A 15679-nucleotide genomic window follows, 5' to 3' on the forward strand; every position below is an offset into this window, starting at 1 on the left:
CGGCCGAGCCGTGCGGGGCACCTCTGGTGTTTCGTGTGCTTCTTAGAAGTCGTCGTCGAAGGCGACGGAGCCCTCGACGGCGACCTGGTACGCCGAGACGCGGCGCTCGAAGAAGTTGGTCAGCTCCTGGACGTTCTGGAGCTCCATGAAGCCGAACGGGTTCGTCGACCCGTAGCGGATCGGCAGGCCCAGGCGGGCCAGGCGCTGGTCCGCCACGGCCTGCAGGTACTCGCGCATCGAGGCGGTGTTCATGCCGGGCAGGCCGTCACCGCACAGGTCCTGGGCGAACTGGAGCTCGGCCTCGACGGCCTCCTCCAGCATCTCCGTGACCTGCTTGGCCATCTCGTCGTCGAAGAGGTCGGGCTCCTCCTCGCGGACGGTGTCGACCACCGACATCGCGAAGTCCATGTGCATGGACTCGTCGCGGAACACCCAGTTGGTGCCCGTGGCCAGGCCGTGCAGCAGGCCGCGCGAACGGAACCAGTACACGTAGGCGAAGGCGCCGTAGAAGAACAGGCCCTCCACGCAAGCCGCGAAGCAGATCAGGTTCAGGAGGAACGCGCGGCGGTCCTCCTTGGTCTGCAGCGAGTCGATGTGGTCGACCGCGTTCATGTACTTGAAGCAGAACTGCGCCTTCTGGCGGATGGAGGGGATGTTCTCCACCGCGGCGAAGGCCGCGTTGCGGTCCTCCGGGTCGGGCAGGTAGGTGTCCAGCAGCGTCAGGTAGAACTGGACGTGCACGGCCTCTTCGAACAGCTGCCGCGAGAGGTACAGGCGCGCCTCGGGCGAGTTGATGTGCTTGTAGAGGCTCAGCACCACGTTGTTGGAGACGATCGAGTCGCCCGTCGCGAAGAACGCGACCAGCCGGCCGATGAGGTGGCGCTCGCCCTCGCTGAGCTTCGCCAGGTCGGCGACGTCGGAGTGCAGGTCCACCTCCTCGACGGTCCAGGTGTTCTTGATCGCGTCCCGGTACCGGTCGTAGAACGACGGGTAGCGCATCGGGCGCAGGGTCAGCTCGAAGCCGGGGTCGAGCAGCATCTTGCGGTCTTCGGGGGTGGTCACTGGCAGGCCTCGCAGGACTCGGGGTTCTCCAGGGAGCAGGCGATGGCGGCTTCCTGCTCCGGGGTGAGGGAGGGGGTGTTCACGGGCACCGGCGCCGGCGCGGCGGCACGGGCGGTGCCGGACGCGGCCTGGGCGATGCGGGTGGCCGGGCGCGAACGCAGGTAGTAGGTGGTCTTCAGACCCACCTTCCACGCGTAGGCGTACATCGAGCTGAGCTTGCCGATGGTCGGCGCCGCCATGAACAGGTTCAGGGACTGGCTCTGGTCCAGGTACGGCATACGGGCCGCGGCCAGGTCGATCAGCGCGCGCTGCGGCAGCTCCCAGGCCGTCCGGTACAGCGAACGGACCCCGGCGGGCAGCCAGTTCAGGTCCTGGACGGAGCCGTTGGCGTCGCGCAGGGCGTCGCGGGTCTGCTGGTCCCAGACGCCGAGCTCCTTGAGCTCGCGCACCAGGTACGGGTTGACCTGGAGGAACTCGCCGGACAGCGTCTCGCGCTTGAACAGGTTGGACACCTGCGGCTCGATGCACTCGTACACGCCGGCGATGGACGCGATGGTCGCGGTCGGCGCGATGGCCAGCAGCAGCGAGTTGCGCAGGCCGGTCTCGGCGATCCGGGCGCGCAGCGCCGTCCAGCGGTCGGCCCACTGCGGGGCGGCCGTCGGGAAGTGGTCGATGTGCAGCTCGCCGCGGGCGGCGCGGGTCTCGCCGTACGCCTCGTGGCGGCCGAGCTGCTCGGCCAGGTCGGCGGAGCGCTCGTACGCGGTGAGCATGATGCGCTCGGCGATCAGCGTGGACAGGCGGGCGGCCTCGGCGGAGTCGAAGTCGATCCGCAGCTTGAAGAAGACGTCCTGGAGGCCCATCACGCCGAGGCCGACCGGCCGCCAGCGGGAGTTGGAGGTGCCGGCCTCGGTGGTCGGGTAGAAGTTGATGTCCACCACGCGGTCGAGGAACGTCACGGCCGTGCGGACGGTGGCGTCGAGGCGCTCCCAGTCCATGGCGCCGAGCAGGTCGTCGACGGTGGCACCGGGGGCCACGTGGGCGCCGAGGTTGACCGAGCCGAGGTTGCAGACGGCGGTCTCGGAGTCGTCCGTGACCTCCAGGATCTCCGTGCACAGGTTGGAGGAGTGCACGGTGCGGCCCGGCAGGGCGGTCTGGTTGGCGGCGCGGTTGGAGGCGTCCTTGAAGGTCATCCAGCCGTTGCCGGTCTGCGCCAGGGTGCGCATCATGCGGGCGTACAGGGTCTGCGCCGGGATGGTGCGGACGGCCTTGCCGGCCAGCTCGGCCTTGCGGTAGGCCTCGTCGAAGTCGGCGCCCCACAGGTCGACCAGCTCCGGCACGTCGGCCGGGGAGAACAGCGACCAGTCCTGGTTGGCGTTGACCCGGCGCATGAACTCGTCCGGGATCCAGTGCGCCAGGTTGAGGTTGTGGGTGCGGCGGGCCTCTTCGCCGGTGTTGTCGCGGAGCTCCAGGAACTCCTCGATGTCGGCGTGCCAGGTCTCCAGGTAGACGCAGGCCGCGCCCTTGCGGCGGCCGCCCTGGTTGACGGCGGCGACCGAGGAGTCGAGGGTGCGCAGGAACGGCACGATGCCGTTGGACTTGCCGTTGGTGCCGCGGATCAGGCTGCCGCGCGAGCGGATGCGCGAGTAGGACAGGCCGATGCCGCCGGCGTGCTTGGACAGGCGGGCGATCTGCGCGTAGCGGTTGTAGATCGAGTCCAGATTGTCCAGCGGCGAGTCGAGCAGGTAGCAGCTCGACATCTGCGGGTGCCGGGTGCCGGAGTTGAACAGCGTCGGCGAGGAGGTCAGGTACTCCAGGCGGCTCATCAGGCCGTACAGCTCGGCCACCTCGCGCACCGACTGCTCGGAGTCGCCGACCGCCAGGCCGCAGGCGACGCGGAGCAGGAAGTGCTGCGGGGTCTCGATCACCTTGCGGGTGATCGGGTGGCGCAGCAGGTAGCGGGACTGCACGGTGCGCAGGCCGAAGTACTCGAAGCGGTCGTCGCCGGCGGTGTCGATCAGCGCGTCCAGGGCGGCGGCGTGCTTGGCGACGAAGTCCGCGGTGGTGTCGCCGATCAGGCCCTCGGTGTGGCCGACGGCGATCGAGGCGGAGAAGGACACCGAGCCCTGGCTGTTCGCCTCGTCGACGATCTCCAGCGCGAGCAGGCGGGCGGCCAGCTTCGAGTACTGGGGGTCCTCGGCGATCATCGACGCGGCGGCGTCCACGGCCAGCCCGCGCAGCTCGGCGAAGTCCGAGCCGGCGTGGCGGCCGCGCAGCGCGGCGGCGGCGACATGGCCGGGGTCGACCTCGGTGAGGTCGGTGCTGCGGTCGGTGAGCAGCCGCAGCAGCGCGCCCCCGGGGTCGGAGACCGTCGGGTCGGTGAAGGCGGTACCGGAGCCCTGGGCGGGCAGGGTGGCTGAGGCAGCGGTGGTCAAGGCGCTCTCTCCTGGCGGCGATCGGCGGCGGTGCTCGGGGGGCCACCGGGCCGATCTGGGCAGGGGAGCACGGCGCGAACGCAAAAAAGCGTCGCGCGAGGTGACTCCCCGGCCCGCCCGCGAGGCCCGGAGGGGTACTGCTGGTGCCGGCGCGGCCTCTGCGGGAGGGCCGTGGCGCACGCCGTCGGCAGGTACTCGGACTCGCGGGGTGCGGCTGCTGGAGCCGCCCGCTCACCGCTGCGGGGCAGTCCCGGATTCGCACCGGGTTCCCCTGCATCGACAGCAGAAGCGAGCATACATGTAGTGGTGTCTCACTGAAGCGACCCCAGATGTAGTACGGCGCCGCGTGTCGGGACGATGACCGGCAGTACCAGGAACGTGGTGCGCGATGGCCCTCGGCAGCCCCGGAACCGGGCCGGGGCCGTCCTGGTTTCGATACGGAATGGTCACCGGGAGGACCGGCGCTCACGAGGATGCCCTACGATCTGGGCGCATGAGCGACGGAACTGGCGTACCTGGGCAGGGGCCGCAGGGAACGCCTCCCGCCGGGCCGGGGGGCGCACAGAGTCAGCAGCCGGTGGTACCTGGTCCGGTACCGCCGCCGAGCGGGGGTTTCGGGCCGCCGCCCGCCTCGTACGGGCCGGTGGTGCCGTCGGTGCAGCCGGTCGCGCAGCCCATCCCGCCGGTGCCGCACCCGGTCGCGCCTCCGCCGCAGCCGGCTCCGCCGGTGGGGCAGCCGCACCCGCAGCCGGTCGGGCAGCCCCAGCCCGTCGCGCAGCCGCAGCCGCAGTGGCACCTCCAGCAGCAGCCCCAGCAGCCGGTCCCGCAGCAGCGGGCCGAGCCGGACTGGGACGCGCTGGCGGACCGCAACGAGGTCGAGGGCAAACGCCGTCGCCGGATGAAGGCCGTCGGTGTGGTGGCCGCGGTCGCCGTGGTGGGCGGCCTGGTCGCGGGCGGTGTGGTGCTGCTCCAGGGCAAGAAGGACGACGGTTCCCCGACCGTCGCGAAATCCACCCAGCCGACCGTCCCCCCGAGCACGTCCGGTACGCCGGACGACCCGTCGAAGCCGATCTGGGAGGCTGCCACCGACCCGGCGCCGCAGGACGCGGGAGCGCTGTTCTCCGCGCTCCAGGTGACGATCAACGGCGCCACCTGGAACCGCACCGTCGTGTCGCTGGACTCGCCCTGTTGGGACGGGAACTCCACGACCGGAGGGCTGGGCAAGGTGCTCGGCGACCAGGGGTGCCAGCAGGTGCTCCGGGCGACGTACGTCTCCGGGGACAGCGCGGTCACCGTCGGGGTGGCGGTCTTCGAGCACAAGCTCCAGGCCGAGACCGCGCTGAAGAACTTCGCCGGTCAGCTCAAGGGCGCGCCCGCCCCCGGTTCGCCGGCGTTCTGTGCCGGTCCGGGTTGTACCGGCACCCACAACAGCCTGGGCCGGTACGGCTACTTCACGGTCGAGGGCTCGGCGAAGGGCGGCAACGCTCCGGACGCCACGGCGACCGCCGCGGCCGCCGGGTTCACCGAGCACGTGAAGGGGCAGTTGCTCAAGCGCGCCAAGGCCGCGTCCTCGGCCGCGCCCGGCGTCCAGGGCACCCCGGCGGGCTGACCCGCCGTGACACCCCGGCCCCGGCGGTTCGTTCGCCGGGGCCGGGGGAGTGTGGCAGGCTCTCGGAACAGTCATTTCGCATGTGTGTTCCGGTTGCGTCCGTGGGGGGCGGCGCCGGCGAGCAACCGGAGGAGCGGTCCGTGGCCCTGCCCAGAGCCCTGCGCGGCAAGCCGGCCGTCCTGGCCGCGGCCGGGATCGTCATCGCCGCGGGAGCGGTCGCCCTGCTGGACCACGACGGCAGGGCGGAGGGCGAACAGCCCCCGAGGGTCCCGGTGTCGGTCGGCCTCCCCGGGCGTACCCTGCCGCCGGAGGTGGGCCGGGACCTGCTCGCCCGGGACCCGCAGGCCTCGCCGAACGCCCGCGCCGTCCAGCAGTTCCTCGCCGACCTGGAGGCCCAGGCCCGTACCGGGCAGAGCGGCGGCACGGTGATCGGCCAGCACGTCGAGGCGCACAACGAGCGCAACAACCCCGAGTACGGGGACTACCGGGGCACCAAGCAGGTCGGCTACTACTACAAGAAGGCCGCCGACATCACCGGCAAGCTGCCCGGCTTCGTGGAGACCGACCTCGGTCCCGGCTACGGCCAGAACGGCTGGGGCGTCGGCAATCCGCGCTCCTACTCGGCCGGCCGCTGGCCCACGTGCCGGGCCGGCTGGCAGTACACTGACGACGCCGTCGACCTGCTCTCCGCCGTCTGGAACGGCCACCCGCGCGCGGAGGACGGCGGCTACGGCGCGGCGGGCGTGCAGCAGAACTGCGACGGCAGCAGCACCGAACTTCCGGACAACGGCGGCGGCCCGGCCGGGATCGTCGGCATGTCCTTCCACCAGCCCTACCCCGGTTCGGACGTCAAGTCCTTCGACCGGGTGCTCTGTTCGAACTCGCCGGCGGCCAAGGACCCCGACTGGTTCGGCCGGGTCGTGGACGGCGCGCACGACACCCCCGAGTACCGCGCGCTGATCACCGACCTGTCCTATCTGGCCGACCACCTGGAGTACCTGGCCTCCCGGGACGTGCCGGTGCTGCTGCGCCCGTACCACGAGATGAACGTGCTGGACTGCTCCCGCCGGTTCTGGTGGGCGGGCCAGAAACCGGCCGACTACCAGGCGCTGTGGAGGATCACCTACAAGTACCTGGTGGAGACCAGGGGGTTGCACAACCTGCTGTTCGTCTGGACCCCGGTGTCCTGGGACGGTGCCCCGGGCGTGGACCCCTGGGACTACTACCCGGGCACCCAGTTCGTCGACGTGGTCGGGGTGGACGACTACAGCGGCAGCCCGGCGCACCCGATCGGCACCGGCGAGGTGTGGACCAAGCGGTACTACGACGGGCTCTCCGCCTACGGCAAGCCGCGGATGCTGGCCGAGTCCTTCGCCGTCCCGGTCAACTCCCGTCAGCCGGAGACCCTGCGGCGCACACCCTGGACGATCTGGACGGTGTGGGGGCAGTCGCTCACCGCGAACAACCTGACCCCGGACCAGCCGCGCAACTCGGCCGCGGACGTCACCGCCACGTACCGCAGTCCGCTGGCGCTCACCGGCGGTTCCGGCCCGTTCGGCGCGAACGTCGACTGGGGCGGCCTGCACGTGCGCTGAGCCGACGGCACGTTCGTACGGTGCTCGGCGCTGTGAGGTCCGCCGCACCGCGGGGATCCGCTGAACGGGTGGAATTCCGGCTCCGTTGCGCCGTGTGGCATCCTGTGGCGGCGAAGCCGAGGGCGGGGCGAACGGCCGGGACGGGCCCGGAGGGGGCGGGGGATACGGGATGACACGTACGGGTCCGATGCGCGCGGCCGGCGCGGTGGCCGTCTGCTGGGGCGTGGTGCTGCTCGGCTGGGCCGGGTACAACTGCTTCGGCCAGGTCGGTGTCGCCACCTACCTCAAGGGCGTCTTCTACTACGGCGGTTCCTCGGTGGCCGCCGAGACCGGGAGCCTCAACTACGGCCTGCTCTACCTGGTCTCGGGCGTCCTCCTGATCCGCGGGCGCGACTGGGCGCTCGGGGTGGCGGCCGGCGTCGCGCTGGTCGAGGGGTACAACCGGGTGCGCAGCCTGACCGGCGCGCTCCTGGACGAGCCGCAGCAGAAGTGGTTCACCGGCACCACCGAGGGCTGGCTCAAGCTCGCCACCTTCGGGCTCGGGGTGGTCGTCACCGCGGCGCTGATCGTGCTGCTGGCCCGGTCGGTCTGGCGGGAGCAGCCGCGAGCGGCGGTGGCCCCCGCGCCGCAGCCGTTCCAGCCCCAGCCGTATCCCGCCGCCTGGGGGCAGCCCCAGCCCCAGCCGTACTCGCAGCCCCAGCCCCAGCCGTACTCGCAGCCGCAGCCGGCCTGGCCGCAGACCCTGCCCGGACAGCCCCAGCAGCAGCCCCAGCCCGGTTGGGGGCAGCCCGTGCCGGGCCCGCCGCCGATGCCGTACCCGCAGCAGCAGCCGGTCCAGCCGTGGCCCGCCGCCTCGTCGCAGCCCGGCGCGCCGGCCCCCGGCCCGGTGCAGCCCGGTCCCGTCGTACCGCCGCCCGCGGACCGTCCGCCCCAGGGCTGACCGCCCGGGGCCGACCGCCCGCGAACGATCCGTGCCCCGCCGGGGGCTGAGACGACACCAGACGAGGAACTTCTTTCGCCATGTCATCGACAACCGCCGAGCGGGCGGTGCTGACCACGTCCCGCGAGGCCGCCCGGCTCGCCGAGCGACAGATGTCGTGGAAGCCCCGGGTGACCCCGTTCTACATCTCCTTCGCGATCATCTTCGCGTTCTCGGTGTGGGCGTACGTGCCCAATCCCACTCCGCTCGGCTGGGCCATCACCATCCTGTGGGGCATGCCGGTCTTCGGTGTGCTGATCGGTTTCCAGGGCGTGCTGATGGTCCGTCGCCGGCTGCGCAAGGTCAGCCGGATGACCCCGGCCGCGCCCGTCGAGGACGACTTCCTGATCGTGCTGGTGCCGACGATCGGCCGCCACGACACCTACCCGGCGCTGGAACGCTCGGTGCTCTCGTACGTCGAGCACCTTCCGCCGTACTTCCCGTGGATGCGGGTGGACATCCTCACCGAGGAGGGCTGCGCCGCCGCGGAGAAGATCGACGAGCTCGCCGAGCGCCACCAGCTGATCCGCGTGGTGACCGTACCGAAGGCGTACGAGACGCCCAACGGGACCAAGTTCAAGGCCCGCGCCAACCACTACTCGCACGAGCTGCGGATCGAGGAGGGCGAGGCGGAGGACGACGTCTGGGTGCTGCACATGGACGACGACACCGGCGTCGGCCCGGACACCGCCGCCGCCGTCGCCCAGTTCGTCAACCGGCAGCGCCGGGCCGGGGACGACGCCAAGCACATGGCGCAGGGCATCCTGACGTACCCGCGCGAGAACGCCGTCTCCACCTTCACCTGGCTCGCCGACGCGATCCGCCCGGCCGACGACATCGCCCGCTTCCGGGCGATGACCGGCACCGGCACCCCGATCGCGGGCGTGCACGGAGAGCTGCTGATCGTGCGCTCCTCGGTGGAGGCCACCATCGGCTGGGACTTCGGGCCGAAGACGATCGTCGAGGACGCCCAGATGGCGCTCAACTTCTGCCAGCGCTACCCCGGCCGCAGCGACTGGTTCAACGGCCGCTGCTACGGTGCCTCGCCGGCCGGCGTCAAGGACTTCCTCAAGCAGCGCGAGCGCTGGGCCTGGGGCCTGGTCGCGCTCTGCTTCAACAAGACGATCCCGCTGCGGTACCGGTTGTTCATCGGGATGGGCATGGTCAGCTGGGTGCTCGGCCCGCTGCAGCACGTCGGCCTGGTGCTGCTGGTGGCGTGGTTCACCGGCACCTGGAACACCTCGCCGGTCACCCAGTCCGTGGTGCTGGTCTGGTCGATCAACTTCGCCTACGTCATCTGGACGTACTGGGAGGGCCTGCGGCTGAACGTGGTGGCCTCGGCCAACCACCGGCGCAAGTGGTGGGAGCCGATCGTGGTGGTGGCGGCCATCCCGCTGTTCTCCTTCCTGGAGGGCTGGGGCGGGCTGAGGGGACTGATCAAGTTCCTGAAGCGCGAGGAGAACAAGTTCGTCGTCATCGCCAAGCCGGCGTGATCGGAGGCCACAACCGTGAAGCGCCCTGTCATCTTCATCCTCCCGACCGTGGTGGTCGCCCTCACCGTCGGCATCCCGATGGTCTGGGGGGACCACCCGCTCAAGTTCGACCACCAGCGTCCCACCACGGTGCACTGGGCCGGCGCGCCGACCGAGCAGGGCCGGGTCTGGGGCTTCGGCAAGGACGCGCCGCCGGTGGAGGACACCGGCCCCAAGGTGGCCCGCCCGTGGACCAAGGGCAGTCCCGAGTGGGGCGTGCAGGTGTACTGGCTGGACGACCCGGCGGACCCGGACAACTTCGTCCAGGGCAAGGTCGACCGCATCGTCAAGTACGTGGTCGGGCTGAACGCCAACTCCCTGTCGGTGACGTTCCCGTACTACACGACGGGACCCAGGTCGAACGCTGTCGCCGCCCGTCCGACCACCCCGTCCCCGGAGCGGCTGGCTCTGCTGCTGGACGCCGCCCACCGGGCCGGCCTGCGCACCACCGTGCGGCCGATCATGGACGAGGAGGTGTTCAACTACTCCGCCACCGGCGTGTGGCGCGGCAACATCGCGCCCGGCGACAAGGACGCCTGGTTCGCCAGCTACGCCGCGTTCCTGACGCCCTACCTGAAGACCGCCCAGGAGCATTCGGCGGCCGAGTTCACCGTCGGGACCGAGTTCAACTCGCTGGAGAACGACCCGCACTGGACGGGGCTGATCGAGCAGGCCCGGAAGACCTTCCGGGGCCAGATCGTGTACGACGCCAACTGGGACAACTGGTCCAAGGGGGCGCTCCCGCTGCCGACCGACGGGACCGGCGTGGACGCCTACTTCCCCGCCAAGTCGGCGGGCGACGACGCCCCGGTGGCCGACCTGGTGGCCAGCTGGCACAGCTGGCTCGACAAGCGGGGCGCGGGGCCGCAGCCGGCCACCAAGCTCACCGAGGTGGGCATCCCGGCGCAGAAGGGCGCCTACAAGACGCCCGGCGACTTCTACACCAAGCGCGAGCTGAACGAGGCCGTCCAGGCCGCCTGGTTCACCGCGGTCTGCCAGGTGGCGCAGGAGCGCAAGCTGGGCGGGGTGTACTTCTGGTCGCTCTACTTCGGCATCGACCCCACCCTGCCGACCGACCAGGACACCCCGCGGATGGACTTCGCCGGGCGTCCCGCCTCCGAGCAGGCGATCCGTACCTGCTTCGCGCAGTCCTACGAACTGCCGCCCTCCTGAGGCCCGGCCGTCCCGCGGCCCCCGCTGCTAGGTCCCCTCGCCCTGGGGGCCGGTGGTCTTGGGGGCCGGGGGCCGGGTGGACTTCGTCGGGCTATGGCCGGTCGTCGGCTTGCCGGTCGAGGTCGAGGTCGGCGTCGGGGTGGGGGTCGGTGTGGGAGTCGGCGTCGGTGTCGGTGTGGGCGTCGGGACGGGAGTCGAGGTGGGCGCCGCGGCCGGGCGGCCGGGTGCCGCGTCCGCCAGCGCGCCCGCGATCTCCTTCTCCAGCCACGGGGTGACGAACCGCATGCCGGCCGGGGTGAGGTGCACCCCGTCGTTGGCCGGGGAGACCAGGTGGCCCTGCTTGTCCTTCCAGGCGCAGGTCTCGTACGGGCAGTAGAAGGTGTTGAGGTCGAGCAGTCGGACGGCGCCGCCGGAGGCCTTCACGAAGTCGCCGACCTGCTGGTTGTAGCAGGTGCCCCAGGTCTTGTTGATGGCGCCGTTCTCGACCCGCTCGTTCATCAGCAGCACCCGGGCGTCCTGCGCGCGATGGCGGATCTGGTCCACGGCCTGGGCGAGCCGGGTGCCGTAGATGGTCCGGTAGTCCTCGTCGCAGGGGTTGAGCCAGCTGCCGTCGACGTACTGCTCGGCGGCGTCCCAGCCGAGGTGGACCACGACGGCCTGCGGCCCGCCGTCGAGCTGCCGGTCCCAGGCGGCGGCCCGGTCGCGGCACTCCTGGCTGGTCTCGAACTCCTCCTGGGAGGTGGTGCGCACCTTCTCCGGGCCGAACACCCCGCAGCCGCTGATCCCGCCGTCGACGACGCGGTAGCGGTCGCCGTGCCGGTACAGGCCGGTGGAGAGGTCCTGGGAGAAGGAGTCGCCGAGGAGCAGGACCAGCGGTTTGCCGCTCGGCCCGGTCCTCATGTCGTGGGTGATCCAGGCGGGCAGGTACCAGGCGCCGGTGGTGGCCACGGCGGCGGTGACGGCCACGAGCGGGACGGCCGGGAAGGCCCGCCAGCGCAGCACCCGCAGCTTCTCGGTGCCGGTGTGCAGCAGCCAGGCCAGGACCCAGGAGACCGGTGCGCCGATGAGCAGCAGCCGCTTCGGCGAGATGTCGTCGAGGTAGTGCTGGAGCAGCCAGTACACCGGCAGGTGGAGCAGGTAGAGGCTGTAGGAGATGGTGCCGGTGAGCCGCAGCGGGGGCAGCGACATCAGCCACACCAGCGGTCCCCGCTCCTGGCAGAGCGAGACGGTGAGGACGGCGGCGAGGGCCGCGACGACGGCCAGCCCGCCCCGGTAGAGCCATGGTTCGTGGTAGCTGCCGACGGAGAGGCTGGCCCAGACCAGGCCGCCGAGGGCCGCGGTGCCGGCCAGGGTGGGCAGGACCGGCCCGGCCGGCACGCGCGAACGGGAGCGCGATCCGCCGGTGCCGTCGGAGGAGCCGGCGCGGACCTTGTGGCGCTGCCACAGGTAGACCCCGAAGGCGGCGGTGGCGCCGGCCGCGAAGCCGACCGCACGGGTCTCGGTGCCGAGGTAGAGACGGTCGCTGTTGTGGCCGTTCCACAACAGCGGGGCGACCAGCGCGGCGGCGACGAACAGTCCGGCGGTGACGAAGCCGGCGGCGCGGACGGAGCGGCGGCAGACGCCGTAGACCACGAGCAGCAGCAGCGGCCAGAGGGCGTAGAACTGCTCGGTGATGCTGAGCGACCACATGGCCGCGAGCGGGTCGATCGACTCGAAGTGCTGCCAGTAGGCGTCACCGCGCGACAGTTGGGCCCAGTTGGCGACCTGGGCGAGCGCGGCCAGTGCCTGCGGTCGGAGGTCCCTGACGTCCCGTAGCGGACTGACCAGGGCGGACAGCCCCACCACCAGGATGATGGTGGCGAACAGGCCGGGCAGCAGCCGCTTGGCCCGGCGGCGGTAGAAGACGCCGAGCCGGATGCCGTCGGTGCGGTCCAGCTCGCGGACCAGCACCAGGGTGACCAGGAAGCCGGAGAGGACGAAGAAGACGTCCACCCCGAACAGCCCGTTCTGGAACCAGTTGGTGTGGTAGAGCAGCACCGAGGCGATGGCCAGGCCGCGCAGGCCGTCGACCGCCTTGAAGCGGACGGAGGGCGGCAGCGGACCGCGGGGTTCCGGCGTCGGTGCGGGGACCGCGTAGCGGCTGCCGGTGGGGGCTTCGACGCCCCTGCTCCTGCGCATGTCCTGGAGCGTGGGCCCGCTCGTGGGCGCGCCGAGACCGGGCCCGTCGTCCATGTGGTCTGTTCCCCCGGGGTCGATCGACTGTCACGACGTGTCCATGGGACATGTCTTGATCTGTGGTTATATCAAAAGACGCCTGTTGATCGTCTGTCGGTCACCGGCAAGGGGGGATTGCCGGTGACGTCCCACGGGCCCGGGCCGGTCGTCAGAAGGCCATGGTGTAGACCATCAGGTCCATCCCCGGGTACGGGGCCCAGTCGCGTTCGGGGGTGCGCCGGAAGCCGATGCGCTCGTAGACGCGGTGGGCGGTGGTCATCTCCGGGCGGGTGGAGAAGGCCATGCCGGCCAGGCCGAGTTCGCGGCTGCGGGTGACGGTGGCGCGGACCAGGGCCTCGCCGACGCCGCGGCCGCGGGAGGCGGCGGCGGTGGCGAGCATCCGTATCTCGCCCTCCCGCGGGGTGGCGATGTCCGCCCACTCGGTGCCGCCGACCGCGTAGGTCACGCAGCCGAGGACCCCGGCTCCGGCCGTGTCGACGGCGACCAGGAGTTCGGCCTCGCGGGCCCGTCGCCCGGCGTCGCGCAGCAGGTCGACGTAGCTGCTCGTGGGGTTGGTGAAGCCGTCGCCGACGAAGGCCTCGACGGTGATCCGGCCGGCGTCGGCGAGGTCCTCCGGGAGGGCCTGGCGGATGAGGAAGTCCATGCGGCCAGTGTGCCGGAGCCCTGGTCGGGACGGTCCTCCGGGGTCGAACGGGTCGAACGGGTCGAAGCGCTCGACGGGGCCGGGGTCGGGGCCGGATCGGCGGTGCCGTGCAGCCGGTCGGGGCGGGCCGGGTCGGCCGGGTAGCCGCCCGGGCGGTGGTAGTTGTCGCGGCCGGCCGCCGGGCCGTGGGAGGTCTCGCGGCCGATCAGCAGGCCGAGCAGGCCGAAACCGCCGACGGCCGCGGTCATCGCGAGTGAGCCGATGAGGGTGTCGCTGTCCATGGGCACCACTGTGGCCGGGCGGCGCCGCGGCCACGAGTGGCAGGAACGACCGATCACCTCGAAATCCTGCCATCCTCCCGCCGTCCCCTTCCTTCCGCCGGGGCGGGCGCCGGGGGCATCCTGGTGGGCATGCTGAAGAACGTGGTCGCGGTGGTGCTGGAGGAGGTCCACCCCTTCGAACTGGGTGTGGCCTGCGAGGTGTTCGGCCTGGACCGCACCGCCGACGGGCTGCCGGGCTACGACTTCGCGATCGCCGGGGCCCGTCCCGGGTCGCACGCCACCCACTCCGGATTCGCGGTGGACGTCCCGTACGGTCCCGAGCGCCTCGCCGGTGCGGACCTCGCCGTGGTCACCGCGGCGAGCATCCGCCCCGGCTACCCGGAGCCGCTGCTGGCGGCGCTGCGCGGGGTGGTCGAGGGCGGCGGCCGGGTGCTGTCCATCTGCAGCGGCGCCTTCGTGCTGGGCGCCGCCGGGCTGCTGGACGGCCGTCGTGCCGCCACGCACTGGCGGCACGGCGAGGAGCTGGCCGAGCGCTTCCCGCTGACCACGGTCGAGCCGGACGTGCTGTACGTGGACGACGACCCGGTGATCACCTCGGCCGGGACGGCGGCCGGCATCGACGCCTGTCTGCACCTGGTGCGCAAGGTGCAGGGCGCCGAGGTGGCCCGGGAGATCGCCCGCCGGATGGTGGTGGCACCGCACCGGGAGGGCGGGCAGGCCCAGTTCGTGAACCGGCCGCTGCCGGAGGCCGCCGGCGACTCGCTGGCCCCGCTGCTGGACTGGATGCGCCACCACCTGGCCGAGGAGGCCACCGTCGAGCAGCTGGCCGCCCGGGCGCACATGTCGCCGCGCACCTTCGCCCGCCGCTTCCAGCAGGAGACCGGCACCACCCCGCACCGCTGGCTGGTCGGGCAGCGGGTGCTGCTCGCCCAGCGGCTGCTGGAGTCCACCACCGAGCCGGTGGACGCGATCGCCGCCCGCTGCGGCTTCGGCAACGCGGCCGCGCTGCGGCACCACTTCGGCCGCCGGCTGGGCACCACGCCGCTGGCCTACCGGCGTTGTTTCGCCGACCCGGACCCGGAACCGAAGGCGGGCTGAGGAAGCCGCCGGTTCCCGCCAGTCGGTCGGTCCGGACCAACCGTCAGTCCGTCCCGGCCGTCAGGTGCCCGACGCCGTTCCAGCCGTCCGGCCGCAGCCGCCCGTCCTGGGCCCGCCAGAGGCTGGTGGAGCAGTTGTGCACCGGCCCGAGCGCGGTGAGCTGGTCCTCGGTGAGCCGGTCCAGCGCGTAGCGGAGCATCAGCACCGTGCAGTCGTGCGCGACCAGCAGGACGGGCCGTCCGGCCTCCTCCTCGCAGAGGTCCCGCAGCAGGCTGCGCACCCGCAGCGCGACGTCGGCCCAGGACTCGCCGCCCGGCGGGCGGTAGTACAGCTCGCCCATCTTGCGCCGCCGGGCCGCCTCCTCCGGGTGCTTGGCCTCGATCGCGGCCTTCGGCAGCATCTCCAGGACGCCGAGCTCGCGGTCGCGCAGCCGCTCGTCGTACCGGACGGCGAGGGTGACCGGGACGGAGCCGAGCCCGGCGGCCTGGGCGAGCGCGATCCGGGCGGTCTCGGCGGTGCGCACGTACGGCGAGCACCAGACGCTGCGCGGGCGGTCGGCGCTGGGCAGGCCGGCCCACCAGTGGCCGAGCGCCTGGGCCTGCTGCCGGCCCTGCAGCGACAGCGGGATGTCGGCGTCGCGGCAGCTGATCGGGACGCTGAGCGCTCCGGCGGCCTCGGCCAGCTGGAACTCGACGTTGGCGGTGGACTCCCCGTGCCGGGTGGCGATCAGCACGGACGGCAGCCGGCCGGCCGCCGACGGGCGGTGGGCGGTGCCGTGCTGGCCCTGGCCGGTGGTGTGCGGCCCGTGGCCGGCGGTGTGCTGACCCTGGGCGGTGCCGTGCTGGCCCTGCGCGGTGACGTGGTGGTGCTGGCCCTGCGTGGACTGGTGCTGGCCGTTGAGGGTGGTGCCGAGTTCTGCCATGGCCGCGAGCTCCCCGTGGTCGATCAGGTCCCGGCCGGATGCCGGTCCGGTCTGGTGGTGCCCGGCGTGCACGCCTGTTCATACATATGATCGCGCCGCCTTCTCCAGTGTTCACGGA

11 protein-coding genes and 1 riboswitch are annotated in these 15679 nt (G+C 72.1%); of the genes, 6 read left to right on the forward strand and 5 right to left on the reverse strand.

Features of this window, described 5'->3' with window-relative positions; genetic code table 11:
* Window positions 1–42: 42 nt before the first annotated feature.
* Together ACFU7Z_RS21035 and ACFU7Z_RS21040 are read right to left on the reverse strand one after the other, a co-directional pair.
* Complete coding sequence (locus ACFU7Z_RS21035) at window positions 43–1038, reverse strand: ribonucleotide-diphosphate reductase subunit beta (protein WP_074001568.1); 996 nt, start codon at window positions 1036–1038, stop codon at window positions 43–45.
* 20 nt (window positions 1039–1058) lie between these two features.
* Window positions 1059–3470, reverse strand: a complete 2412-nt coding sequence (locus ACFU7Z_RS21040; RefSeq protein ID WP_049652373.1) for a ribonucleoside-diphosphate reductase subunit alpha — start codon at window positions 3468–3470, stop codon at window positions 1059–1061.
* 192 nt (window positions 3471–3662) lie between these two features.
* A riboswitch (cobalamin riboswitch) is annotated at window positions 3663–3807 on the reverse strand.
* A 414-nt stretch (window positions 3808–4221) separates the two neighbouring features.
* Here ACFU7Z_RS21040 and ACFU7Z_RS21045 point away from each other — a divergent pair.
* From ACFU7Z_RS21045 to ACFU7Z_RS21065, 5 genes are all read left to right on the forward strand, one after another.
* Window positions 4222–5103, forward strand: coding sequence for a hypothetical protein (locus ACFU7Z_RS21045; RefSeq protein ID WP_380778810.1), 882 nt, complete (start codon window positions 4222–4224; stop codon window positions 5101–5103).
* A 140-nt stretch (window positions 5104–5243) separates the two neighbouring features.
* Window positions 5244–6698, forward strand: coding sequence for a glycoside hydrolase family 26 protein (locus tag ACFU7Z_RS21050; RefSeq protein WP_380778812.1), 1455 nt, complete (start codon window positions 5244–5246; stop codon window positions 6696–6698).
* Window positions 6699–6867: 169 nt separating this feature from the next.
* A complete protein-coding gene (locus ACFU7Z_RS21055; protein WP_380778814.1) occupies window positions 6868–7638 on the forward strand; it encodes a hypothetical protein in 771 nt (256 codons plus the stop codon).
* An 80-nt stretch (window positions 7639–7718) separates the two neighbouring features.
* Window positions 7719–9170, forward strand: a complete 1452-nt coding sequence (locus tag ACFU7Z_RS21060; RefSeq protein ID WP_380778816.1) for a glycosyltransferase family 2 protein — start codon at window positions 7719–7721, stop codon at window positions 9168–9170.
* Between the two features lie 15 nt (window positions 9171–9185).
* Window positions 9186–10382, forward strand: a complete 1197-nt coding sequence (locus ACFU7Z_RS21065) for a glycoside hydrolase family 113 (protein ID WP_380778818.1) — start codon at window positions 9186–9188, stop codon at window positions 10380–10382.
* A 27-nt stretch (window positions 10383–10409) separates the two neighbouring features.
* Here the strand turns inward: ACFU7Z_RS21065 and ACFU7Z_RS21070 are convergent, their stop codons facing one another.
* Window positions 10410–12560 (reverse strand): acyltransferase family protein, encoded by a 2151-nt coding sequence (locus ACFU7Z_RS21070; protein ID WP_380778820.1) that lies wholly within the window; start codon window positions 12558–12560, stop codon window positions 10410–10412.
* Window positions 12561–12765: 205 nt separating this feature from the next.
* Window positions 12766–13260 (reverse strand): GNAT family N-acetyltransferase, encoded by a 495-nt coding sequence (locus ACFU7Z_RS21075; protein WP_074001412.1) that lies wholly within the window; start codon window positions 13258–13260, stop codon window positions 12766–12768.
* 410 nt (window positions 13261–13670) lie between these two features.
* Between ACFU7Z_RS21075 and ACFU7Z_RS21080 the strand changes: the two genes are divergently transcribed.
* Window positions 13671–14639, forward strand: coding sequence for a helix-turn-helix domain-containing protein (locus ACFU7Z_RS21080; protein ID WP_380778822.1), 969 nt, complete (start codon window positions 13671–13673; stop codon window positions 14637–14639).
* A 43-nt stretch (window positions 14640–14682) separates the two neighbouring features.
* Here ACFU7Z_RS21080 and ACFU7Z_RS21085 read toward each other — a convergent pair whose 3' ends face one another.
* Window positions 14683–15561 carry a histidine phosphatase family protein gene (locus ACFU7Z_RS21085; RefSeq protein ID WP_380778824.1) on the reverse strand — a complete coding sequence of 293 codons (879 nt, stop codon included), beginning with the start codon at window positions 15559–15561 and terminating at the stop codon, window positions 14683–14685.
* Window positions 15562–15679 lie beyond the last annotated feature (118 nt).

The sequence above is a fragment of the Kitasatospora sp. NPDC057518 genome (assembly GCF_042802075.1).
Lineage (GTDB): Bacteria > Actinomycetota > Actinomycetes > Streptomycetales > Streptomycetaceae > Kitasatospora.

What these genes read in the sequence shown, in the direction of transcription:
- ACFU7Z_RS21035 (WP_074001568.1), bottom strand. Translation starts at nt 1,038, where the DNA reads ATGCTGCTCGACCCCGGCTTCGAGCTGACCCTGCGCCCGATGCGCTAC.
- ACFU7Z_RS21055 (WP_380778814.1), top strand. Translation starts at nt 6,868, where the DNA reads ATGACACGTACGGGTCCGATGCGCGCGGCCGGCGCGGTGGCCGTCTGC.
- ACFU7Z_RS21060 (WP_380778816.1), top strand. Translation starts at nt 7,719, where the DNA reads ATGTCATCGACAACCGCCGAGCGGGCGGTGCTGACCACGTCCCGCGAG.
- ACFU7Z_RS21070 (WP_380778820.1), bottom strand. Translation starts at nt 12,560, where the DNA reads ATGCGCAGGAGCAGGGGCGTCGAAGCCCCCACCGGCAGCCGCTACGCG.
- ACFU7Z_RS21075 (WP_074001412.1), bottom strand. Translation starts at nt 13,260, where the DNA reads ATGGACTTCCTCATCCGCCAGGCCCTCCCGGAGGACCTCGCCGACGCC.
- ACFU7Z_RS21080 (WP_380778822.1), top strand. Translation starts at nt 13,671, where the DNA reads ATGCTGAAGAACGTGGTCGCGGTGGTGCTGGAGGAGGTCCACCCCTTC.
- ACFU7Z_RS21085 (WP_380778824.1), bottom strand. Translation starts at nt 15,561, where the DNA reads ATGGCAGAACTCGGCACCACCCTCAACGGCCAGCACCAGTCCACGCAG.